This window comes from Binatus sp. (SeqCode) (assembly GCF_049584895.1).
Classification (GTDB): domain Bacteria; phylum Desulfobacterota; class Binatia; order Binatales; family Binataceae; genus Binatus.
In genome coordinates this window covers 24,457-47,977 of sequence record NZ_JBAUYR010000084.1, presented here as the reverse complement: position 1 = coordinate 47,977, position 23,521 = coordinate 24,457, and the positions used below count along the sequence as shown (strand labels likewise).

22 protein-coding genes are annotated in these 23,521 nt (G+C 59.6%); 16 read left to right on the top strand and 6 right to left on the bottom strand.

Annotated features, from left to right (window positions below):
• Positions 1–28: 28 nt before the first annotated feature.
• The gene (locus tag WB650_RS14895; RefSeq protein ID WP_423961010.1) at positions 29–3,580 is read right to left on the bottom strand and encodes an ATP-binding protein; all 3,552 of its coding nucleotides are present in this window, start codon (positions 3,578–3,580) and stop codon (positions 29–31) included.
• Positions 3,581–3,806: 226 nt separating this feature from the next.
• Between WB650_RS14895 and WB650_RS14890 the strand changes: the two genes are divergently transcribed.
• From WB650_RS14890 to WB650_RS14860, 7 genes are all read left to right on the top strand, one after another.
• Entirely contained in the window at positions 3,807–4,178 is a 372-nt protein-coding gene (locus WB650_RS14890; protein WP_423961009.1) for a hypothetical protein, read from the top strand.
• 46 nt (positions 4,179–4,224) lie between these two features.
• On the top strand, positions 4,225–4,734 hold the full coding sequence (locus WB650_RS14885) for a hypothetical protein (RefSeq protein WP_423961007.1): 510 nt from the start codon (positions 4,225–4,227) through the stop codon (positions 4,732–4,734).
• Between the two features lie 92 nt (positions 4,735–4,826).
• The gene (locus WB650_RS14880; RefSeq protein WP_422303681.1) at positions 4,827–5,021 is read left to right on the top strand and encodes a hypothetical protein; all 195 of its coding nucleotides are present in this window, start codon (positions 4,827–4,829) and stop codon (positions 5,019–5,021) included.
• A gap of 13 nt (positions 5,022–5,034) precedes the next feature.
• Entirely contained in the window at positions 5,035–5,976 is a 942-nt protein-coding gene (locus WB650_RS14875; protein WP_422303680.1) for an NAD(P)-dependent oxidoreductase, read from the top strand.
• A gap of 33 nt (positions 5,977–6,009) precedes the next feature.
• The gene (locus WB650_RS14870; protein ID WP_422303679.1) at positions 6,010–9,186 is read left to right on the top strand and encodes an efflux RND transporter permease subunit; all 3,177 of its coding nucleotides are present in this window, start codon (positions 6,010–6,012) and stop codon (positions 9,184–9,186) included.
• A gap of 15 nt (positions 9,187–9,201) precedes the next feature.
• Positions 9,202–10,374: an efflux RND transporter periplasmic adaptor subunit gene (locus tag WB650_RS14865; RefSeq protein WP_422303678.1), complete on the top strand. Its 1,173-nt coding sequence runs from the start codon at positions 9,202–9,204 to the stop codon at positions 10,372–10,374.
• Positions 10,375–10,386: 12 nt separating this feature from the next.
• A complete protein-coding gene (locus tag WB650_RS14860) occupies positions 10,387–11,427 on the top strand; it encodes an aldo/keto reductase (RefSeq protein ID WP_423961004.1) in 1,041 nt (346 codons plus the stop codon).
• A gap of 139 nt (positions 11,428–11,566) precedes the next feature.
• Here WB650_RS14860 and WB650_RS14855 read toward each other — a convergent pair whose 3' ends face one another.
• On the bottom strand, positions 11,567–11,818 hold the full coding sequence (locus WB650_RS14855) for a hypothetical protein (RefSeq protein WP_422302736.1): 252 nt from the start codon (positions 11,816–11,818) through the stop codon (positions 11,567–11,569).
• 112 nt (positions 11,819–11,930) lie between these two features.
• Here WB650_RS14855 and WB650_RS14850 point away from each other — a divergent pair, with 112 nt between their 5' ends.
• The 3 genes from WB650_RS14850 to WB650_RS14840 all read left to right on the top strand — a co-directional run bounded on the left by WB650_RS14850 (position 11,931) and on the right by WB650_RS14840 (position 16,145).
• Positions 11,931–13,394, top strand: a complete 1,464-nt coding sequence (locus WB650_RS14850; RefSeq protein WP_422302738.1) for a catalase — start codon at positions 11,931–11,933, stop codon at positions 13,392–13,394.
• A gap of 88 nt (positions 13,395–13,482) precedes the next feature.
• A complete protein-coding gene (locus WB650_RS14845; RefSeq protein ID WP_422302740.1) occupies positions 13,483–14,439 on the top strand; it encodes a D-2-hydroxyacid dehydrogenase in 957 nt (318 codons plus the stop codon).
• Between the two features lie 158 nt (positions 14,440–14,597).
• Positions 14,598–16,145 carry a phospholipase C gene (locus WB650_RS14840; RefSeq protein ID WP_423961001.1) on the top strand — a complete coding sequence of 516 codons (1,548 nt, stop codon included), beginning with the start codon at positions 14,598–14,600 and terminating at the stop codon, positions 16,143–16,145.
• Here the strand turns inward: WB650_RS14840 and WB650_RS14835 are convergent, their stop codons facing one another.
• Positions 16,146–16,889 (bottom strand): alpha-ketoglutarate-dependent dioxygenase AlkB family protein, encoded by a 744-nt coding sequence (locus tag WB650_RS14835; RefSeq protein WP_423961000.1) that lies wholly within the window; start codon positions 16,887–16,889, stop codon positions 16,146–16,148. It lies immediately after the preceding gene.
• Between the two features lie 39 nt (positions 16,890–16,928).
• Between WB650_RS14835 and pqqA the strand changes: the two genes are divergently transcribed.
• The 5 genes from pqqA to pqqE are packed head-to-tail and all read left to right on the top strand — an operon-like array spanning position 16,929 to position 20,119.
• On the top strand, positions 16,929–17,078 hold the full coding sequence (gene pqqA, locus WB650_RS14830) for a pyrroloquinoline quinone precursor peptide PqqA (RefSeq protein ID WP_422301361.1): 150 nt from the start codon (positions 16,929–16,931) through the stop codon (positions 17,076–17,078).
• A 12-nt stretch (positions 17,079–17,090) separates the two neighbouring features.
• The gene (gene pqqB, locus WB650_RS14825) at positions 17,091–17,990 is read left to right on the top strand and encodes a pyrroloquinoline quinone biosynthesis protein PqqB (RefSeq protein WP_422301359.1); all 900 of its coding nucleotides are present in this window, start codon (positions 17,091–17,093) and stop codon (positions 17,988–17,990) included.
• A 16-nt stretch (positions 17,991–18,006) separates the two neighbouring features.
• Positions 18,007–18,750 (top strand): pyrroloquinoline-quinone synthase PqqC, encoded by a 744-nt coding sequence (gene pqqC, locus WB650_RS14820; RefSeq protein WP_422301357.1) that lies wholly within the window; start codon positions 18,007–18,009, stop codon positions 18,748–18,750.
• Complete coding sequence (pqqD, locus tag WB650_RS14815) at positions 18,747–19,022, top strand: pyrroloquinoline quinone biosynthesis peptide chaperone PqqD (RefSeq protein ID WP_422301355.1); 276 nt, start codon at positions 18,747–18,749, stop codon at positions 19,020–19,022. The genes pqqC and pqqD overlap by 4 nt, the downstream gene beginning before the upstream one ends.
• Entirely contained in the window at positions 19,019–20,119 is a 1,101-nt protein-coding gene (gene pqqE / locus WB650_RS14810) for a pyrroloquinoline quinone biosynthesis protein PqqE (protein WP_423960997.1), read from the top strand. The genes pqqD and pqqE overlap by 4 nt, the downstream gene beginning before the upstream one ends.
• On the opposite strand, the gene WB650_RS14805 is transcribed toward pqqE, so the two are convergent.
• Both WB650_RS14805 and WB650_RS14800 read right to left on the bottom strand, forming a co-directional pair.
• The gene (locus WB650_RS14805) at positions 20,116–20,295 is read right to left on the bottom strand and encodes a hypothetical protein (RefSeq protein ID WP_422301351.1); all 180 of its coding nucleotides are present in this window, start codon (positions 20,293–20,295) and stop codon (positions 20,116–20,118) included. The two genes, pqqE and WB650_RS14805, sit on opposite strands and share 4 nt — an antisense overlap.
• Before the next feature lie 109 nt (positions 20,296–20,404).
• Positions 20,405–21,817, bottom strand: coding sequence for a CoA transferase (locus WB650_RS14800; RefSeq protein WP_423960995.1), 1,413 nt, complete (start codon positions 21,815–21,817; stop codon positions 20,405–20,407).
• 110 nt (positions 21,818–21,927) lie between these two features.
• Here WB650_RS14800 and WB650_RS14795 point away from each other — a divergent pair, with 110 nt between their 5' ends.
• Entirely contained in the window at positions 21,928–22,812 is an 885-nt protein-coding gene (locus WB650_RS14795; protein ID WP_422301348.1) for a hypothetical protein, read from the top strand.
• 12 nt (positions 22,813–22,824) lie between these two features.
• On the opposite strand, the gene phoU is transcribed toward WB650_RS14795, so the two are convergent.
• Complete coding sequence (gene phoU / locus WB650_RS14790) at positions 22,825–23,511, bottom strand: phosphate signaling complex protein PhoU (protein ID WP_422301346.1); 687 nt, start codon at positions 23,509–23,511, stop codon at positions 22,825–22,827.
• Positions 23,512–23,521 lie beyond the last annotated feature (10 nt).

The window sequence follows — 23,521 nt, the reverse complement described above, 5'->3', positions numbered from 1 at the left end:
GACCGGGTCCGTCCAAGCCGGTATTTCTTCAGTGGAGGAGAGCCTGCGTCATCTCGATATGGCGAGGCATTCCGATCCGCGCGTAAGTCTCCAGCGCCTCTCCGATTAGCGTTTGCGCTGTTTTGCGATCTCCCTGGGCGCCGCGATCCATCAGCATCATAGCGTGGAACCGGCATATCTCAGCTTGTTCGGGAAGATCGGGAAAGAAATCAGCTTGCCGCTTCGCGACATGAAAATGATGTTCCGCCGTTTCCCACTGATGTGTCCCAGCCGCGGCGAGGCCCGCGATAGTCTGTATGTAACGTGGGATCGGCCAGGCTACTACGGCTCCGGTGTCGATCAACTCGCAAACCAGCGGATAAAGCTGTCCGGCTTGCGCATGCTCACCAAGCATGAAAAGGCCCTCGACCACCATCAGTAGCATCCACCACGCTCCCCTGATGTTTTCCCGCCCGCTGACAGGCAGCGACCCGCGATGCTTTTCGAGCAATGCCAATCCGCCGTTGCGATCGCCGGAATATGCCATCTGCCGAAAAAGAGCGCCCTCGCCGAAGCCCTGGATTGAGCTCATTTGCGGGTCGATACGTGCGGCGGTGTGAGCATGCGATAGCGCAGCCGCCCAGTCACCGCGAACAAAATCCAACGCACTGAGTTGTACCTCCGACAGTACGTCCCAGAAAGGAAACTTTACCTTCGCATCGGACTTCGCCACTTCCTGGAAGCCGGCTTCCAGTTTGGCCAGGTCAGGCTCTTTGACAAATTCGAGCCAGGTTCGAGTGCTGAGGCAAAGCGCGAGTGAATAACCTTGACCAATCTTGTTCGCCAGAGGCTCGAGCACTTCCGCTATTCTGACGGCCTCATCCAGCCGTCCAAGGGTTAGCAATGCCTGATGTAGGACTCGCAATTGCAGCGCGCGCTGCCATGCAGCCGCTTCTGCGCCGGCCAGTTGTTCGCTTAACAGGCCGTCCTCCACCGCCTCTCTCAATCGAAAGAAGTGCATATTTACGATCGACCTGGCGCCCAGCACTCTGGCTTCAAGCTTTGGGTCTGCTAGCTTTGACGCAATCTCCAAAGCTTCATGCAGTGCCGCACACGCCCGCTCGCGGCCTGCGGAAGCCGCGCTGGCCTGCGCGATCGCAGCGAGAAGGCGGGCACGGTTGGCACTGACGTCTGCTCCAAGATAGTCCAGCCCGCGACGAGCAGTTTCGGCTGCCTCCCGGAAGCGGCCAACCCAGATGAACGCATCGGTCAACTCCGCAAAGCTGCTGCCGATCCTCTCCCGGTCGCTGAGATTGGTATAAATGTCGAGCACCTCGCGCAGATCCGCGACTGCCGAATCCCATCGTTCAAGACTCAGCTCCGTCTTCGCGAGGCTCGCCAGCAAGTCGGCCTTCTCTCCCGGGTCAATCGCGCCCTGGTACGACAGCGCCGATCGGAAACTGCGCTCCGCTTCTCCAAACGCCGCCGCTTCAAGCGCGTTCTTGCCCGCCAGCACCAGGTAGCGAACCAGTTTGCGGACATCCGCGAATGTTCCCGCCTTGAGTAGATGCTCCGTGATCTCCCCGGCGCGCTCGCTCACGAAGCGTGGATAGACTCGCTCGATCGCGTCGGCGACTCCCGCGTGCATTTGCTGTTTTCGCGGCGCCGACATCCCCGCAAGTAGCGTCTGACGCACGAGTTCATGGGCGAAGGTGAACGGATTCTCGGGTCCCTGCGAGCTCGGGACGATTATTCCCATCCGCTGCGCTTTTTCGATCACTGTGAACAGTTCGTCAACATCCACCCGGCTGACCTCGGTCAGAAGCCGAAAACTGAAACCTCGTCCGATCATCGCGGCGGCTGTCAGCACGCGCTTTTCCTGCTCGTCGAGTCGCTCCAGCCTGCGTCCGATGATCAAGCGGACATTTTCCGGCACGTCGATCTCGTCGATCTCGAGGTCAGTGCGGAATTGCCCGGCCGCGTCGAACACCTTCCCCTCTTCGACCAGATGCCGGTAGACCTCTTCGATGAAAAATGGATACCCCTGGCTCTCCTCGAAGATGAGGCTCACCAGGTTGTCCGGAACTTGCGCCCGGCTCAGGCCATGCAACATCTCCGCTACGCTGTCCCTTGATAGACCGCCCAGCTTCAGCGGACGGACACCCATCCGAATCAACTCTTCGAGGGTTCTGACCAGGGCCGGATTATGCTCCGAATATCCCTCGCGATAAGTCCCGATGATCACCACTGGCAGTTGAGCGACCCGATTGGCCAGATGAATCAAAAGCGCGAGCGTCGATTCGTCGGACCATTGCAGATCCTCGAGGATTCCCAGCTGCGATCGGCTTTGTGCGCCGCGCCCCAGCGCCTCCGAGAAGCTCTGGAAGAGATAGCGCCGCTTTTGTGACGGCGGCAGTTCCATCGGTTGCGGAATATCCGGAAAAACCCGCCGAAGGCTCGGCGCCATCTGCGCCAGTTCCGCCGCGTTTTCCCCCAACACCCGACGGAAGTCATCCAGCCTCGCCGCCTGCGCCAGCATGCTTTCGATGATCTCGACGAAAGGGAGATACGGAAAAGGTTCGTCTCTTTCGTAGCAGTGCCCCACCGTGCATCGGAAGCCGACCCGCCACGCGTAGTCCGCCATCTCCTTTGCCAGACGGCTCTTACCCACGCCGGGTCCGCCACCGAGCATGATCAGCGATCCGTGCCCGCTCAGTGCGCGATCGATCGCCGTACGGATCGCCAGCAGCTCAGTTTCCCGCCCCACAAAGGAGGTTCGTTGCGCGAATGAGAATGGCGAAACCTCGAGCATCACCGGCGCGTCATGCCTAAGCTCCGCGCGCGCAGGCGCTGCATCGTCACTCGCTTTGGCTGGCGCCGGCGAACCCGGCGTCGCAGACACCTCGGAGAACTCCCACTCGATTGGGAAATCGTCTTCAGTTTGATAGGAGCAAAAGGTACCCGTCCTGATACATCGTGCGAGATGGTCTCCAAGCCCGGCATCGCTCTGCGCGATTCTTTCGATCACGGCCTTGATCGTTTTCGTGATGCTCTGCCGGGCGCGCTCCGAAGCTGACGCCGCCCGCCGATTGCGTCCGCCGAGCCCAACCGCGCGCGAGAGTTCCGAGGTCAGCGCGTCGATCTCTTGCTCTGCTTGTTCCGCGCGCTTGACGTTTCCGATCTCCTTTGCCTCGTCCAGTTCTTCTCGCAGCTCGGAGAGCCGTCGCCGGTAAGCGGCCTTCGCTTGATCGTCGAGCATCTCGCCCGCGTCACCCAGGCTCGCGATATGGATTCCCGCCTTTTCGAGGTTCTCATCCCCGCGCGGCAATCCGTGATCGGATTCGTCGTCGTCGCGCTGACCCGGCATTCCACCTGCCAGATCGAGCACGTGAAATTCCACCGAAGGATGACGCAGCAGATGAGCCAGGTAGCCGAGTCCCTTGGTGTCCTTCAGGCGAAAGGCTTTCCCGCCGTAGCCGACGGTCCAGTACTCGCCCTCTTTGCGGAACACACCTTTTTCTTTTCGCGCGAGACGAGTGATCGGCGCCGAGTAGCCAACGTCAGCCGATCTGGATCGAGCGCTGGGGGTCTCATCTGGCATGAGGATCTGCTCGAGGCGGGGTTCGAGTTAGAATTCAGGGAACCGCGTCTAAAAAATCCTAGCACTCGCGCATTTGCCTGCACACACCTTTCTGTTGTGCAGCGATCTTCCGGGCCCGGACTTACCCGCACAAAACAACCCAAGCATTGTGCGGCGGCTTTTCACGCCTCCACCAGTGACGATTCCAATCAAGCATTTTCCGGATCGCCAACGAGAGATAACAGCCATGGACGCCGCAAAGATTGCTCTACTTGCATCCATTGGCGCCTTCGTGATCGGCTCCGCTTCGGTTGCGTCCGACGTTCCGATTTCCCCCGTCAGGAATCCGCGTGCTGCGTTCAATTGCGTCGATCGAGACCATAGAGCTCCTGAAAGTCCCGAAGGCTACTCGTCGATAGGAATCGCGAAGATCAACGGAATCCGCGTCGCAATTAATATCCTCGAGAACGGTGCGAGGATCGACGATGTTGCCGGCGCAGGCCGCGGCTTTGCCGACGTGTTCGACGGTGCCGGTCATCTCATACGTCGCTTTACCTTCAAAGAGAACCTGAATTCGCCACCACAAATTATCGAATACGTCACGGTGCCTGCGGATTGAGAGAACTTATCAAGGTGTGTGTAGAGAAATGAAAACAACAACATTAGTGGCAATACTTATCGGAGCTTCAGCGATCCTCTTCATCCAACCGGTCTTCGCTCAGACCGACAACGATTCCCCCTCGGAAATTGGAAGCGGCGCCTGGGGATCCACCGATCCGGTCGATTCTGACCGGGTTTCCCCTCCCTCCTACGTCGCTAGCGCACCTTCTTATGATCAGACTTGGGGCGACAACCCGGCTTTGACGCCCGCGCCAGACCTGTCTGAGGTCCCGGCGCCTGTCTATTCCGACGAAGCTACCCCTCCTTTGTACGGCGCTATCAATCCTTCATACATCAATCCCCCGTACGATGAGACTGGGGGCGAGGGCGCCGTCCTTGCCCCCGCGCCCGAGCAGCCCGAGGCCCTCGCGCCGGAATCGATGTACGTGCCGCAGGGCCCCGTCGGCCTCATCGAGCGCCCTGGGCTAACTCCAATCTCCCCGACCAGTCCCGAGCTTTTACCGCCGGACTCTTTTGCGCGCCCTGGCGCCGGATTCGACGGCCGCATTCAGTGAACTCCTGAAACCCTGCGCATCACTGTGAGATCGAATAGCACGGCAATCGTGCGTCGATTTGTCACGCCCTCTGGATTGAGAGGTTAAGGAAAATGGAACCGAGATTTGCCGCAGATTACCGGCATTTTACGATGGTTATGCCCCACGAAACACTAGTGATTCATCCAAACGCGATGCCGTACGGGTCTCACGACGAGGACACCATGGCGCTCGTTCTGGCACTGACCGGACTGGCGCTGATGGCGGTCGCGACGGTTTCGATGCTGATTGCTTTCGCAGTCCTTTAGGAGGATCGCGACAATGATTTCACAAAATTCCACGATTGGATTCATCGGACTTGGCGCGATGGGGCAGCTCATGGCGCGCCGGCTTTTGAGCAGCGGCTTCCCGCTCGTCGTGTACGACCACACCAGTCGCAAAACCGTGATGCTCGCAACCAAGGGTGCCGTGGCAGCCCCAAGCGTTCGCCAGCTAGCCAGGAAGGCAGAGGTAATCATCTCCTGCCTGCCCAATGACGAAGCGGTGCTGAGCGTCTACCGAGGCCCCGAAGGAGTTCTGGCCTGCGCCCACCCAGGCAGCATCGTGATCGAAATGAGCACCATCTCGCCGGATACGTCGCGATCGCTCCACCGGATGGGTATCGAGCGCGGACTCCAAGTTCTGGACGTAGCAGTTTCCGGCAGCACGCCCGCGGCAGAGCAGGGCAGCTTGACGCTCCTCGGCGGCGGCGACGCCAGCGCGTTCGACTCCTGCCAGCCAATCTTTTCCGCCATCGCGAAACAGTATTTCCACATGGGACCGAGCGGGTCCGGCACCGCGATGAAGCTCGTGGTCAACGCATTGCTCGGCGTGAACATGCAGGCGATCGCAGAGGCGGTGGCCTTCGGAGAAAAGGCCGGCCTCAACCGCGAACTCCTGTTGGAAACCCTCGCCAAGACTGCGGTCATCGCGCCTGCGCACCAGGGAAAGCTGCTGCGTGCCGAGCACGATGACTACTCACCGCAATTTCCACTGAAGCTCATGAACAAGGATTTCAGATTGATTCTCGAGAAGGCGGGCGAAGTGGGCGCGCCGATGCCGGCGACGGCGGCCGCGCTTCAGATCAACGCGGCCAGGACCGCGGTCGATGGCGACCAGGATTTCTCGATCGTAATCGGCGAGATGGAACGCCTCGCGCGGGTCCACGGCAATTCTCAGCCGACCAGCCTGATTTCAAGACTGAAGACTCGGGCGGCGCGATGAGCGACTGAGGGCGTCGAGGGAGGCATATCAGCCATGATGTGGATCGTAAGACTGGCGCTGCGGCGGCCGCTGTCAGTGGCGGTCATGGCGCTGCTGATGCTGGTGATGGGCGTCCTGTCCTTCACCATGATGAACGTCGACATTTTTCCCGCCATCAATTTGCCGGTCGTGATGGTGGTATGGAGCTACCCCGGACTGAACGCGGTCGACATGGAGCGCCGCCTCGTGATCATCAGCGAGCGCGCCTACTCCACCACCGTCGACGGAATCGAGCACATTGAGTCGCAGTCGATTATCGGGATCGGCATACTCAAGGTCTATTTCCAGCCGGGCACGGATATCGGCGCCGCCATCGCGCAAATCGATTCGGTCTCTGAGACCATCCTGCGCCAGGCGCCGCTCGGCACTACCGCCCCGAATATCATTTCCTACAACGCCGCCAACGTTCCGGTTGCCCAACTCAACATCTTCAGCGAGACGCTCTCGCAACAGCAGCTCTTTGACTACGGTCTGAATTTCATTCGTCTGCAACTTTTCACGATACCTGGATTTTCGTCGCCCGCGCCGATCGGTGGCGTGCAGCGGGCGGTCGTCGCCAACCTCGATCCGAAGCAGATGTACGCCAACGGCCTGTCACCGGTGGATATCGGCAATGCTCTCTCGACCACCAACGTTGTCATTCCATCGGGCACCGCCCGCATGGGCAACTACGAGTACGACGTCGACCTGAACATGAATCCGACCAAGGTGTCGGAGTTCAACCGACTGCCGATAAGAGTAACCAACGGCATCCCGATCTTTCTCGGCGATGTCGCTCCCGTCAGCGACACGCATCAGCCGCAGACTAACGTCGTCCGTATCGATGGGCGGCCTGCAACCTTCCTGCTGGTGATCAAGCATGCGGCCGCCTCGACGCTGTCAGTGGTCGATGCGGTGCGGAACCGTATCCCGGAAATTCTTGCGGTCGCGCCCAAGCGCCTGAAGGTGGCGCTGACCTTTGACCAGTCCGCATTCGTTCGCGCGTCGCTGTGGGAGGTGGTGCGGGAGGCGGTGATCGCGGCGGGACTGGTGGCGTTGATGGTGCTGATATTCATCGGATCGCCCGCCAGCATGCTGATCGTGATCGCGTCGATCCCGCTCTCGATTCTCACCTCGATCGCATGCCTGCATCTTGCCGGCCAGACGATCAACACGATGACGCTGGGCGGGATTGCGCTTGCGGTCGGGATGCTGGTCGATGATGCAACCGTCGAGATCGAGAACATCCATCGCAATCACGCGATGGACAAGCCGCTGCTGGTCGCGATTCTGGACGGCGCTCATCAGATCGCCACGCCGACCTTCATCGGCACGCTTTCCATCTGCATCGTGTTCTTCCCGGTCGTGCTGCTGACGGGAGTCGCCCGATTTCTTTTCACTCCGCTCGCGCTGGCCGTCGTGTTCGCGATGCTGACCTCGTACCTGTTGTCGCGCACGCTGGTCCCGGCGATGGCGTCCCACCTGCTGCCGGAGAAGCATCAGGAAGTCCACGGCAACAATCTCTGGCAGAAGTTCCTGCGTGGGTTCGAAGCCGGCTTCGAGCGCATCCGCAAGCACTACGTGTCGGCGGTCACCACCTTCATCGAACATCGCGGCCTCGCGCTGACCTGCGCCGCGCTGATGATCGTCGGGACCCTCCCGCTTCTGTACGTGACGGGCGAAGATTTCTTTCCGACGGTCGACGCCGGACTCATGAAATTTCACGTGCGCGCGCCGAGCGGAACCCGGATCGAGCGGACCACGGTGATTGTGGACGATATCGAGCGCTCGATCAGGCAGATAATCCCCGCCGACGAGCTGCAGCAGATAAGCGACGACATCGACCTGCCGCAACCCTATGCGATGGCGTTTTTCCCGAGCGACAACATCGGCCCTCAGGACGGCGAAATCCTGATCCAGCTAAAGCCCCAGCATCATCCGACCGCCGTCTACCAGGATCGCATCCGCGAAATGATGAGCACAAAGTTTCCGAACGTCGAAGGCTACTTCATGGCCGCGGACATCGTGAACCAGGTGTTGAACTTCGGGCTGCCGGCGGCGATCGACGCTCAGATCAATGGCAACGATCTCCACTCCGACTACAACATCGCCACCCGTCTCGCCGCGAAGATGGCGCTGATTCCGGGCGTCAACGACATGCGGATTGCGGAACCGCTCGACTACCCGTCGTTTAAGATCAAGGTCGATCGATCCAAAGCGCTCGAGCTGGGGGTAACCGAGCAGCAGGTCGCGTCGGGACTGCTCTCGTCGCTCAGCGGCGACACTCTCATCTCGCCGAACTACTGGCTCGATCCGGTCAACGGCGTCAACTACAACGTCGTGACCCAGGCGCCGATTCAGACGATCGCGTCGGTCGATCAAATCGCCAACACTCCCCTGACCAACGGCACCGGTACGCAGGCGGTTCAATTTCTCGGCAACGTTGCGTCGATTGGTCACAGTAACGACCCCGCCGTGGTCGCGCATTACACGGTGCAGCGAGTTATCGACGTGGACTGCGGCGTCAGCGGACGAGACCTGGGCAGTACGACCGCCGCGGTTCAAAAAGCGATCGACGGTCTTGGCCAATTGCCGGCCGGCACCCACGTCGTCATTCGCGGGCAAAGCCAGGCGATGAACCAATCGTTCAAGACGATGGGCCTTGGCCTGATCCTCGCGATCGTCCTGGTCTACCTGCTGATGGTCGCGAATTTTCAGTCATGGCTCGAGCCTTTCATCATCATAATGGCGGTGCCGGGCGCCTTGGCCGGCGTGCTGTGGATGCTGGTGTTCACCGGCACGACGATCAACGTCGAGTCGCTGATGGGCGCAATCATGGCGGTCGGCGTCGGCGTCGCCAACGGCAACCTGCTCATCACTTTCGCCAACGAGATGCGCGAGGAAGGGATGGGGCCGGTCGAGGCCGCGATCGAGGCGGGCCACGTCCGCTTCCGGCCAATCATCATGACGGCACTCGCGATGATTCTCGGGATGCTGCCGATGGCGCTCGCGCTAGGCGAGGGCTCGGAGCAGAACGCTCCACTCGGGCGCGCCGTCATCGGCGGACTCTTTGCCGCAACCTTGATGACACTGTTCGTGGTGCCAGCGGTCTATTCAATCTTCAGCCGCACGCTGATCACCAAGAAGCAGCGCGACGAACGCATACAAGCGATCGCAGAGCCCGGAGCCTGAGGGAGGAGTTCAACAATGTCATCGCAAGAGGATCGCAATAAACCCAAATCCGGCCGGGTGCTGATGATTGCGCTGTTTGCGGCAGTGATCGTCGCCTTCATTGTCTCCGGCGGATTCGTGCTCGCGAAGCAGCAGCTCATTCAACGGCAGACAACGGAACTTTCCCAGACCGCGGCGCTCGGACCGCATGTGCTGGTGGCGCAGATATCGGGCGGCGGTCTCTCGCGGACGATAGAGCTGCCGGCGACCATTCACGGATACATCGAGACTCCGGTTTACGCGAAGGTCGCCGGATATATGAAGACCATCAACGTGGACAAGGGCGATCATGTGAGCGCCGGAGAAGTTATCGCGCTGATCGAATCGCCGGAGACGGACAAGATGGTGGCGGATGCGCGCTCGTTCTATTGGATTCAAAACGTTACCGATATCCGCAATCAGGAACTCGTCCGCCAGGAGGTGGTTCCGCAACAGACCGCCGACGAGACGCATTCCGCGATGTTGCAGGCCAAAGCCGCCTACCAACAACAACTCGCGATGCAACAGTACGAGATAGTGCGGGCTCCCTTCGACGGTGTCGTGACGGCGCGCTTCATCGATCCTGGCACGTTGATTCCGGCGGCCACCGCGCCCGTCTCCGCAACGGCGAGCGCAATTGTCACCACGAACAGCACGACCACACCGATCGTCTCGCTGGCAAGCCAGACGCCGCTCCGGGTTTACGCTTTCGTACCGCAGAGCGTGTCATCGTTCATCAAGGACGGCGATCCCGCGACGGTAACCGTCATCGACTATCCGAACCGCAAATTCACCAGCACCATCACGCGTCATCCCGAGGCTATCGATCAAGTTACGCGCACGATGCAGGTCGAAGTCGATCTGGCAAATCAGGATCGAGCACTGCTTCCCGGCATGTACGCGAACATGAAGATGACCGCGCACGTTACGGTCTCGAGCCTGACCGCGCCGGACGACGCGCTCGTATTTCGTAACGACAAAATTTATCTGCCCGTGGTGCGTGAGAACCATCTCAGGCTGGTCGAGGTGACGCTCGGCCATGACGACGGTTACACGGTCGAAGTCAACGGCGACCTTCGGGCGGGCGAGCAGATCGCAGTTAACGTCGGAGAGGCAGCGCGCGACGGCGAACCGGTTCAACCGGTAGAGAGCAATGCGAGCAAATCGTGAAAGGAGAAAAAAATGGAGTTCAGCACAATTGGCAATACGGGCGTCGAGATATCTCGAATCGGTCTTGGAACCTGGGCGATCGGCGGCTGGATGTGGGGTGGCACCGATGAGAAGGAATCGATCCGCACTATCCAGTCGGCGTTCGACCGCGGCATCACCCTAATCGATACCGCGCCGGTGTACGGATTCGGGCGTTCGGAAGAAATCGTCGGCAAAGCGCTGGCGGAGGGTGGCCTGAGGCATAAAGCGGTGCTCGCGACCAAGGTCGGGTTGGACTGGCGTGGCGCTCAGCCTATTCGCGACGCCAGCCCTCGACGGATTTTCAAGGAGATCGATGCGTCCCTGAAACGGCTCAAGACTGACGTTATCGACATCTACCAGGTTCATTGGCCCGATCCCGCGACGCCCATCGAAGAGACGGCGGAAGCGATGGGCACGCTCTTCAAGCAGGGGAAGATTCGAGCGATCGGCGTCAGCAATTTCTCGCCGGAGCAGATGATCCGGTTCAGCAAGGTCGCGCCGATTCACACCGCGCAACCGCCCTACAATCTTTTCGAGCGAAGCATCGAGGGCGACGTGCTGCCGCATTGCTGGTGGTACGGCATTTCGACCCTGGTGTACGGATCGATCTGCCGCGGCCTGCTGAGCGGGCGGATGAACGCCCAGACGGTTTTCGGAGGCGACGATCTGCGCCGCACTGACCCAAAATTTCAGCAGCCTCGCTACGGCCAGTACCTCGACGCGGTCGAGCGGCTGGATCGATTCGCTCGCGAGAAGTTCGGGAAAAGGGTTATCCACCTCGCGCTCCGATGGGTGCTGGATAGAGCGGGAGTCAGCGCCGCGCTGTGGGGGGCTCGCCGGCCCGATCAGCTCGATCCGGTTGAGGAAGTGATGGGCTGGCACCTTACTCGGGAAGAGCGCGAGCAAGTTGTGCGCATCACCGAAGCGGCAGTGGTGGATCCGGTCGGACCCGAATTCATGGCGCCGCCCGCCAGGACGCTCGACTTGCAGCATGACGCTCCGGCGTCCCGGCGAGTTCATGCAGATGGCTAATCGATAGGCATCAATGTTGTGCGATCAATTTTCACGCCTTCTTTTAGAACGACCCGAAGTACGAGGCTTACAAAAACGTCAATCTAATAAGAGGTTTAGAATCATGAAGAGAATTTCAACGTTGTTTACCGCTGGACTCCTAACTTTCGCTTTGTCTACGCCGGTTCTGGCAGGCCCCGTTGGAGTTTCGAGAAGTTATCCAGTCGCCCAGCCCAATATGCAGACGATCGCCGATCTGCAGCAGGCTGCGGAGGCGGCGCAGCGCGAAGCGCGCGACGGCAACAAGAATAACCCTGCCTTTGGGCAGAAGAGCTACCAGATCGAACAGGTCGTAGCGCGCATAGAGAACGGGCAGCAGGTCGATCAGCAGCAGGTTGACGAAGCGCTTCAACCGGTCAGGGTTTGGTAACGAGCGCGATCCCAGGAAGGCGGCGGAGATTGGCCAAGCCTGAAATCTCCGTCGCCCTACGAATTGAATTTTCGAAGTCTGGCGGAGAAGAGGGATGGACCCCAAGAACATTCTAACAACGGACAGCGGAGCCCCGGTCACCGACAATCAGAACTCGCGGACCGCGGGTCCGGCCGGGCCGGTTCTTATCGAGGACCATCACCTGATCGAGAAGCTGGCGCATTTCGACCGCGAGCGGATTCCCGAGCGCGTGGTGCATGCCAAGGGATCGGGCGCCTACGGCTATTTCGAGGTACTGACCAACGTGACGCAGTGGACGAGAGCAAAATTTCTCGCGCCAGTCGGAAAGCGTACCGAGATTTTCATCCGTTTCTCGACGGTCGCGGGTGAGAAGGGATCTGCCGACACGCTGCGCGACCCGCGCGGCTTTGCGATCAAGTTCTACACCGAAGACGGCAACTACGACCTGGTCGGCAACAACACGCCGGTCTTTTTTATTCGCGATCCCTTGAAATTCCCCGACTTCATTCATTCGCAGAAGCGCGATCCCTACACGAATATTCAGGAGCCCGACAACATCTGGGACTTTTTCTCACTGAGTCCCGAGGCGACGCATCAATTCACGATCCTGTTCAGCGATCGGGGCATTCCTGCCACGTTCCGCAACATGGACGGATTCGGATCGCATACCTTTCAGTGGGTGAACGCGCGCGGCGAAATCTTCTGGGTGAAGTATCATTTCAAGACTGATCAGGGGATCAAGAATCTGGTCGCCGACGACGCCGCGCGCATCGCGGGCCAGGACGCGGACCATCATCAGCGCGACCTGCTGAGGGCGATCGATCGGGCTGAGTATCCGTCGTGGACGCTTAAGATGCAGATCATGCCAGCGGCAGATGCCGCCAAGTACCGCTTCAATCCATTCGACGTGACCAAGGTCTGGTCGCATCGCGACTACCCGCTGATTACGGTCGGCAGAATCGTGCTGAATCGCAATCCAGAAAACTATTTCGCCGAAGTTGAACAGGCGGCCTTCAATCCCGCGCACTTCGTGCCGGGCATCGGTCCCTCCCCCGACAAGATGTTGCAAGGCCGCCTGTTCTCCTACGGCGATACCCATCGCTACCGGCTGGGCGCGAATCATATGCGCCTGCCGGTCAACCAGCCGCACGCAACTCATGCAAACAATTTCGGACGCGACGGCGCGATGCGCACGGACGGCAACCACGGGCGCGAAAAAAATTACGAGCCGAACAGCTTTGGCGGTCCGCAACAAACCGGCCAGCCGCAATGGGCGCCAATCGAAGTTTTCGGGCCCACCGGAAATCACGTCCCGGTGCATCATCGCGATGACAACGACTTCGTGCAGGCTGGCGACCTCTATAGGCTTATGAGCGACGATGAGAAGCAACGACTGATCGCTAACATCGCGGGCAGCCTCGCGAAGGTCAGCAAACGGGATATCATCGAGCGGTCAATCGCCAATTTCCGCAAGGCCGATACCAACTACGGAGATCAAGTCGCCAGGGCGATCGAGCAACGCCGCAATCAGCGATGAGATCTGTGTGAGCGGAAAACGATCGACCTTGGTTCTTGTCGCAAGTAGTTGCGGAGAGTTAGCCTTGTTCTAACAGGGAGCACCTCTCATGAAGATAGTCGTCCTCGATGGTCACGCTTTGAATCCGGGCGACTTGAGCTGGGACAGGCTGCGCTTGATTGGCGAGCTACAAGTCTTTGATCGCACTGCCGAGGATCAAATCGTAGCCCGCGCGCACGATGCCGAAATCGTCCTGACCAACAAAACGCACCTGTCTGCGCAAACCTTGAGGCAGCTCAAAAAGACCCGCTACATCGGTGTGCTCGCGACCGGGTACGACGTCGTCGACATCCGGGCGGCGCGCGAGCTCGGAATCTCTGTCACCAATATCCCGACATACGGTACCGCCTCGGTAGGACAATTCACTTTCGCGTTGCTGCTCGAGCTGTGCCATCACGTGGGCCTTCACAGCGAGGCGACTCGCGCCGGAGAGTGGTCGCGATCTCCGGATTTCAGTTTCTGGAAAGCGCCGCTGATTGAGCTGGCGGGCAAGACTATCGGGATCGTAGGCATGGGTCGGATCGGCCAGCGCGTGGCCGAGCTAGCAGTGGCGTTCGAAATGCGCGTGGTTGCTGCCGATGAGATCAAGCGGCCGGTTCCCGCCTGGCCCGGCTTTCGATGGTACGAGGTCGATGAACTGCTGGCGCATTCCGACGTCGTGAGCCTGCATTGCCCGCTGCTACCGCAAACCCAGGGAATAATCAACGCTAAGTCCCTGGCTAAGATGAAACCGAGCGCGTTTCTAATCAACACCTCGCGTGGACCACTAGTCGTAGAGCAGGACCTGGCTGACGCGCTCAATAGCGGGCGTCTGGCAGGCGCTGCGGTGGATGTGCTTTCGAGCGAGCCGCCGTCCCCCGACAATCCGCTGCTTCGGGCGAAGAATTGTATTGTGACGCCGCACATCGCGTGGGCCACTAAGGAAGCACGAACGCGGCTGCTCGAGGCGGCGATCGCCAACCTGCGAGCGTTCCTGGATGGGCATCCGATCAACGTCGTGAATTAGACTTGCGACTATATTGCAGAAGCTGTCGCGAATCTGCTCAGGATTCGCAAGCTTCCTCGGATGCTCCACCGCCGCGGGGACATCTCGTTCCTCCAGGCCGGCTCTGATAAAACTCGTCCCCTGTGCTGATTTTCACCGGCGCTGCGAGGGGGACGTAAATGCATCGATCGATTTTCAGTTTCGTGGGCGCGGTCGCGCTCGCCGTAGGACTGATCGCGAGCCTGTCGGTGACGCCGGCCGTTGCCGACGAAGCGGATCGCTTTGCCACCACGACACCTATCAAGCACCTTGTGATCATTTTTCAGGAGAATGAGACCTTCGATCACTATTTCGGGACTTATCCCAACGCCGCCAACCCTGCTGGCGAGCCTCAGTTTTTTCCCGCTCATGACACGCCGTCGGTTAATGGATTCACCCCGACGCTGCTGAACTCCAATCGTAACGGTGTCAATCCATTTCGCTACGATCGAACGCAAGCCTACACGTGCGACGGTCTCAACGGCTACATGGCGGAGCAGCAACAGTTTGACTTCGGCCTGATGGACCAGTTCGTTACCTTTACCACGGTTCCTGCAGGATGCCCCGACTACGGTCACGGCAGCGCTTTTATAATGGGTTATTTCGATGGCAACACTGTGACTGCGTTGTGGAATTACGCCCAGCATTTTGCGATGAGCGATAACTCCTTCGGCACGACTTTCGGAAGTACGCTGCCAGGACATATCAATTTGGTATCGGGACAGACCAACGGTGCTATTCCTACACCGCCCAACCCTCAGCTGGTCCTGGACGGCACACTTATCGCCAATGCGCAGCCGACCGGCGACGTCTGCTTTGCCAGCGCTACTCAGACCGTTCAGATGTCCGGTATGAACATAGGTGATCTGCTGAACGCAAAGGACATAAGCTGGGGTTCGTTCGAGGGCGGCTTCAATCTGCAGACGGTGAATCCCAATGGCACCACGGGATGCAAGCGCAGTCATACCAATCCAGTAAGTGGTATGGTCATCGCCGATTACAACGGCCAATACACGCCGTTTCAGTACTATCCTCAGACAAGTAACCTGAATCACATGCGGCCTGCCGATATTTCCGAGATAGGACATCCAGGTCAGGCCAACCATGAGTATGACCTGGCCGATCTTCTAGCTGCTGCAAAGGCCGATAACTTGCCCGCGGTCAGCTATGTCAAGGCGGAGCGCTATCAGACCGGGCACGCAGGCGGCATTTCAGATCCGCTCGATGAGCAAGTGTTCCTTGTGCAAACAATCAACGCACTCGAGAAGACGCGGCAGTGGAAGAGCATGGCGATAGTAATCGCATTCGACGACAGCGATGGTGACTACGATCATCAGATGAGTCCTATCTTTAACGGTTCGACTTCGCCACTCGACGCGCTAAGCGGGACCGGAGTCTGCGGGTCAGGCGATCCTTCGCTTGGCGACGCAGAGTTGCGATGCGGCTACGGGCCGCGGTTGCCGTTGCTGATCATATCGCCTTACGCGAGGCCTAATTCCGTTGATCATACGATTACAGATCTGACCTCGATAACGCGCTTTATCGAAGACAACTGGTCACTAGGTCAGCTAGGTGGAGGCTCCTACGACGCAATAGCCGGTCCGCTCAGCAACATGTTCGATTTCACGGGACGACATCGCACGCGGACGCTTTTCCTAAATCCAGGCACCGGAGAACTCACTCATTAGCTACTTATTCGAGTTAACAATCCGGCGAAAGGTCAAATTGATCCGGGGCCCGCACGGACGGCCCTGTTTGTTGACGCCATGCATCCAATATCGCTGCGTTTCACCTTTCATCAGTAAGAGGCTCCCCGATGCAAGTCTCAGACGGACAGGTTTCGCGAGCTTATTAGTCTTGTGCTTCAGCACGAATGTTCGCTCTTCGCCAAGGCTTATCGACGCGATCACCGGTCTGTCTCCAAGCGTCGGTTCGAAGTCGCTATGGAATCCCATGCTATCCCGGTTATCGCGATAGTAGTTAAGCAGTACGCTGTTGAAAGATGCCGCAGTAGCAGCCTCGACGCGCTTTCTTATTTCAAGTAGCAAATCGGTCCATGGCAGCGGCTCTAATGTGATACCTGAGTAGGTGTATTCCGTGTCCGGGTCTCCGTACCAGGCGACCAGGCGCGGCTGCAAGTGCATTTTGCCCCACACGAGAATTCTGTGCTGTCGCCACGGCACGTCGGAGATCAGCTCACGCAAAATTTCATCGGGATGGCGCCCCAGGTCAAGGTTGCTCTGGTAGTAGACTTTCGCGTCGGGCAGCGGAATCGGTTCAAGATGATTCGTCTCTTCAAACAAGCCCGACATCAGGGCCTCCTCGACACTAAACTGCTCACCTTCGACTCTATCTTCAAAGTTTCGCCAAACCCTTGCGATAATCAACTGTTTCGGTGTTAGTAGCGACTCGTTGCCTCGGGTTATGCGCATGGTGTAAAAATTTCTCCGGGCAATCGTGGGAGTACAAACATGAGTGATTGGAAAAAGCCAGAGTTTGTCGAGATTCGAATGGACGCGGAAATCAACTGCTACAGTTCGGCCCTCGCCGACGATCCCCGGCGCGCCCTGAAGCAGCCTTTGATTCGCGACGACGGATCGGAAACCAAGCAGGAATCCTAAGACCCGGCCGTCGTGCGGGTCCATATTCTTGGTTCGGCTGCCGGCGGCGGCTTCCCGCAGTGGAACTGCAACTGCGTTAATTGCGCTGGGCTGAGGACCGGGGTGCTTCACGCGAAAGCGCGGACACAATGTTCGGTGGCAGTCAGCGCGGACGGCTCGCGATGGTCGCTGCTGAACGCGAGCCCTGATCTTCGAGCGCAGATTTTTTCATTCCCCGAATTGCTGCCAAAGAGCCGCGTCAGAGGATCGGCCATCGACGCGGTACTGCTTTCCGACGCGGAACTCGATCACATCGCCGGCCTGCTCTCGTTGCGAGAGGCTCAGCCAATCCGGCTGTATTGCACGCCACGGGTTTTCGAATGGGTCTTCGCAACCAACCCGATTTTTGCTGCGTTGAATCAATCGGATAGATTCAATGTGACGAGGCTGGAAGATCGCAAAGCCGAGACCGTCGGATGCGGCTTCGGCTTCGAGACGATTTTCGTCAGCGGCAAAGTCCCAACTTATGTTAAGACGCCGACCGCCAATTGCGACGGAGCCGTGGTCGCCTACAAACTCATCGACAAAAGCTCTGCCTCGTCGCTCCTGTATGTTCCTGCGATAAAAGAAATCGACGAAAGGTTTATCGCAGATGCCGCCAAGTGCGACTGTCTTCTGTTCGATGGCAGCTTCTGGTCAGAGAATGAAATGGATGGCCGCGGGACCGGGACGCGGACCGCATCCGAGATGGGTCACATCGCTATCTCGGGACCCGCCGGCAGTCTCGCGCGACTCAGCCATCTTCGAATCAGAAAAATCTATACTCACATCAACAACACTAATCCGATTCTCGATGAGACCTCGGCCGAGCGCCGCGAGATCGAAAGAGCGGGATGGGAGGTAGCCGAAGACGGCATGGATTTTACGGTCTGACTTCAGCGTGAACGATATGGCGGAAAATAAATCTGACTCGGCGGAGAAATTTGTCGCGCGCCTGCGAGCGATTGGCGAAGCTGCCTACCACGACAAGCATCCGTTTCACGTCCTGATGCATCAGGGCAAGCTGACGAAACGGCAACTGCGGGCGTGGATTGAAAATCGCTTCTACTACCAGTGGACGATTCCTAAGAAGGACGCGCTGATCCTGGCCAAGGCTGACGACCCGGAATTTCGCCGCGCGTGGATTACGCGAATTATCGACCACGACGGGATGGGCGACAGCGAGGGTGGCATCCGCAAGTGGTACAAGCTGTCGGAGGCCGCGGGCCTCGACGTCGCCGACGTCGCGAGTTTGCGCTACGTGCTGCCCGGCGTGCGCTTCGCGGTTGACGCGTACCTGCATCTGTGCGCGTCGCGTCCGCTGACCGAGGCGGTCGCATCGTCGCTGACAGAATTGTTTGCGCCGACCCTGATGGCCGATCGAATCGCAGTCCTCGAGAAGTTATATCCGTGGCTCGACAGCCGTGGCCTCGAATATTTTCGCGGACGCCTGGTGCAGGCACCGCGCGACTCCGAGTTCGGCCTGGATTACGTCGTCGCGCATTGCACGACGCTTGAGTCGCAGGACCGCGCCGCCGACGCGCTCACGCTCAAGTGCCACATACTGTGGAGTCTTCTGGACGCTATTCACTACGCCTACGTTTCTCCCGGACATTTGCCGCCGTTGTGGCACGATCCGCGAAAACTCGGATGAGTGCAGACGACGCATGGCGGCCGCGGCTGGCCTCGCGCGCGCGGCTGAAGTTCGATCCCATCGCGCAGCAGGAAATGCTGCTGTTCCCGGAAGCAGCGCTGGCTCTCAACGAAACGGGCGCGGCAATCGTGCGGTTATGCGACGGCGCACGTTCGATAAATGAAATCATCGATCAGTTGTCGAAAAAATATGAAGACGCCGATTGCGACGCGCTGAGGCGCGAGGTGATGGACTTCCTCGACACCATTCGCGCGCGCGGGTTGCTCCAATGACCACGGCGCCGCGCCCATACACTCTCGTCGCGGAGCTCACCTATCGATGCCCGCTGCGATGCGTGTACTGCTCCAACCCGGTGGATTTCCACCGATCGCGCGCCGAACTCTCAACTGACGAATGGCGCCGCGTTTTTTGCGAGGCCGCGGAACTGGGCGTCATGCAGTTGCATCTCTCGGGCGGCGAACCTGTCCTTCGCGATGATCTCGTCCAACTAATTGAGCAAGCGCGAGCCTGCGATCTCTACACAAACCTGATAACCGGCGGCACGCTGCTGGACGACGATAAGCTGCGACACTATCGCGAGGCTGGCCTCGATCATATTCAACTGAGCATCCAGGGTGCGGCGCGCGAAAGCGCCGAGATGGTCGCAGGCGTGCGATCGCATCGAAAAAAACTGGACGTCGCGCGGCTCATCCGCCAGATCGGCTTTCCGCTAACGCTCAACGTCGTGATTCATCGGCTGAATATCGCCGAGGTGCCCGAACTGATCGCGCTCGCACTAGAATTGGGAGCGGATCGCCTCGAGCTCGCGAATACCCAGTTCTACGCATGGGCGGATGAAAATCGTCGCGCGTTAATGCCGACCCGCGAGCAGTATGATCGCGCCGAAGAAATCGCGCGCGCGGCGATCGCGAAATATCGCGGTACGCTCGAAATCGCGTTCGTGCAGAACGACTATCTCTCGGGTGAGCCCAAGCCATGCATGGGCGGATGGGGCCGCAGCTACATGTGCATCAATCCAACTGGCGAGGTGATGCCATGCCACGCCGCCGCGGTGATTCCGGGCCTGCGTTTCGAATCTGTCCGTGATGACGCGTTGGAAAAGATCTGGCGCGATTCGCCCGCGATGAATGCGTTCCGTGGCGACGACTGGATGATGGAGCCGTGCCGCAGCTGCGCACGTAAAGAAATCGATTTTGGTGGATGCCGTTGTCAGGCCTTCATGCTGGCCGGAAACGCGGCCGAAGCCGATCCGATTTGCCGCCTGTCACCGCATCACGGAATCGTCGAGTCGATACGCAACGATTCCGGCGCCGACGAACCGCTGATTTATCGCGACGCAAAGACCAGCCGCGAACTCGCTTCGCGCTAGCCGATTCCCGATTTGCCCATGAGATCCTGTGGACGCGATGACGCCTTACACTGACGGTAACGGCTCTCTCTGAACACCGCGACGGGATCGATCGCGCCGCCGTTTCGTTTGCGCGCCATTTTGATCGCCGGCTCGACGTCCATCCGCACCGCGTTCTGTAGTGTGCGATTTGCCAACAGAGCGTCGTTCGCCTCCTGCGCTGAATTCAACGCGTCGCGGTCGACAATCAACGCCTGCGTGTACGCGCGCTGAAGGGCACGCGCTTCTTCCGGCGAATCGACGCGCCTAGCGCCAGGCCGCGGGATCGCTGCCGAGCGGTGCGGGCGGAAGATCCCATCGCGGCGGCGTTTCCGACATCCGCGCGATCGGACCGAGACGCGTTAGAGGTCCCCAAGCGGTGTTCATCTCGATGATCCACGGAGTGATCGAGGCCATGTCGAATCCGCCCGGCTTGTCCTCCGGCGCGGTGCGCGGCAACGACATGATCCACATCGCAGTGCGCGCGAGCGATACGCGAACGTGCCAGCTGCCGCCTTCGGTTGCGCGTCGCGCGAGCGCGCACATCACGCCGAGCGCGCCAAGGTAGCCAGTCGTGTAGTCGTTGATCGCGGCTGGCACCAGTGCGGGATGCTCGTCGCCAGCATGCTCGTGCGCCATGCCGGTGACTGTCTGCGCGAGTTGTTCCCATCCGGGCCAGCCCGCGAACGGACCTTCGTGTCCGTAACAGTCGATCGATACTGCGATGATGCCGGGCCGCATCTCGGCCAATCCTTCCGGCGAGAAGCCGCGCCGCGCGAGAGCGCCCGGACGGTATCCTTGCGAGAATACGTGCGCATCGCGGACCAGTGCGCGCATTCGCTCGGCATCCTCCCGGCTATCGAGATCGAGAAAACACGAGCGCTTGCCGGGGTTGGCGTCGATTACGAAAGGCTCGATTGGCGGCAGCTTGGGGCTGCGCACGTGAAGGACTTCGGCGCCATGCTCGGCCAGGGTGCGCGCGCAGGTCGGTCCGGCGAGCACGCGCGTGAGATCGAGAACACGCACGCCTGACAGTGGGCGAGCGCCATGCGCGCCGGCGCGCGGCCCGGGAATCGGCTCTGGCGCCGCGTCGCCGAGGCGAAGAACCTCGACGACGGGCACTTGCGCGAGCGCGACACCTTGAGGATGCGCGCGCCACTCGTCGGCGCTACGCAACTTCGCACCGCACACTCCGCGGTCGGCGAGCGCATCTTCGAGCGCCTGCGCATCCCACGACGCGACCGCATTCGCGATCGCACCGGCGTCATCGTCGCATTTCAAAAGTGCGAGCGTGCCTTCGCGTGAACTGAATCCGCCGTGCAGATGAACCCATCGCCCATCGCGCGCGCGATAGAGGGCGGTCGTGGGCTGCGGGCTGCGGTCTAATGAGGCGCCCTGACATCGTTGGTATAGGAACGACACGAGCGACGCGGCCGCGGCGCGCACATCGACCTCGATACGCTGCGGACGTCCGCCGCGCGCGCACCAGAGGTCGGCGGCCGCGATCGCATTCGCGGCGAGGACAGCAGCGGCAGCCTCGCCGGCGCGAAAGCGCGTCGCGATAACAGGATCGCGTCCGATTATTTGCAGCGCGTGTTGATTTGAAGTGTCCGCGCGCCCGAGTGAGGCAAGCAGATCGCGAGTCCATGATGCGCGTTCGATCGCTGAAGGGGTTGCCACGCGTCGAAATTAGCACTCGATCGAATGGATTGAGAAACGTTGACCACTACGGGTTGAGAAGTTTGCTGAATGCTGGGGGACCGTGCTTAATTCGGGGCGAGGACGACATCATGAATTCGGAAATCGAATTGCGCGATCATTTGTTGGTCGGTCCGTTGCGGCGATCGGTTAATAATGCGAGCAAAGTGGCCGGGAGCATCCACGATGACGCGACGGCGACCAAGTTGGGGTTTCGCGGAGGCACGGTTGCCGGATCGATTCATCTGGAGTTGTTTCCGCCGCTCCTGTTGAAGTCGTTCGGCAAGCGATGGTTCGAGCGCGGGACGATCTCGATGTACTTCCTCAACGCGACGACTGATCGAGAGGCGGTGCGCGCGTTCGTGAAAGAGCCGCCGCTCGATGCGACGGACGCGCAGGTCGAAATCTGGATCGAGCGAGATGATGGGATGCGGGTTGCGGAAGGCACGGCGTCAGTAGGAAGCCCTGAGGAGCGGAGCGCGTTGCTACGGCGTCCGCTCGATCGATTCGACCCTGGTGAGCTGCGGATTCTTGGCGGGCTTAAGGTCGGCGATCAGTTCGAAGAGTGCGATGCGTTTCTGACGAACGGTGCGATGGCCGGGCGGATGAAGGTCATCACGGAGCCGATGGATTGGTACATCAAGCCTTCGCCGTGGGGTGGTGCTATCGCAACGCCGGCGACGATGGTGCAGTTGCTCTATTCGCAATCAATCGCGACGCTGCGCGGCAAGCTCGGTCAGGCGGTGGGACTGTTCGGGGCGATCGAGCTGCGCAATATCAATGGGCCGGTGCGGGTAGAGCATCCGTATCGCGTCGGCGGGAGTATCGTGGCGCTGGGTCAGAGCCCGAAGACTGAATATATGTGGTTCGAGACGGCGCTGAATGAGAAGGACGGCAAACGCATCGCCGAGATGAGGATGCTGCTGCGCTTCATGAAAGCATCGTCGCCGAAGTACAAGGACGCGACCGCGAGCTGATGCGCAGAATCTCTACCTGGGCGCACGCCGCTCGTGCATATCCATATGAGTAAGCGACTTGCCATCAACCATAAACATCACCACTTCGGCGATGTTGGTGGCGTGTTCGGAGATTTCGTTCAAGTCTCTTGAGAGGAAGGCGAGCTTGGTGTCGTGCGCGACTCGATCGGGATCTTTTGCAACCGTGGCGGTGAGCTGGGCGAAGGTCTTGCCGTAGAGCGCGTCAAACTCCTTATCCTTCTCGAAAACCTGTTTAACGAGTGAACTGTCCGCTTGGGAGAAGGCCGCCAGGCTGTCGCGGACCATCGCAAGCGCGAGCGATCCCATTTGTGAGACTTCGGCGTGGGAGGTTGTCGGATCGCGATCGTCGCGATCGTGAACAATCTCGCAAATGTTAACCACCCGGTCTCCGATCCGCTCGAGTTCGGAGGTGACCTTCATCGCAGCGGTTATGAGGCGGAGGTCCTTGGCGACGGGTTGATGAAGGGCGAGGAACTGCAGACACATTTCTTCGAGGTCAATGTCCATCTGGTTCACGTTGCTGTCCTGCTCGATGATCATGCGGGTGCCGGGAACGTCATGTTCGCTGAGACATCTGAGCGCGCTCTCGATCTGCGCGATGACCAGGTCTCCCATTTGACTGACCTTGGTTCGGAGATCGGAAAGTTCGAGATCAATGTTTTTGTGCGTATGTTCCATGAGTGGGTTC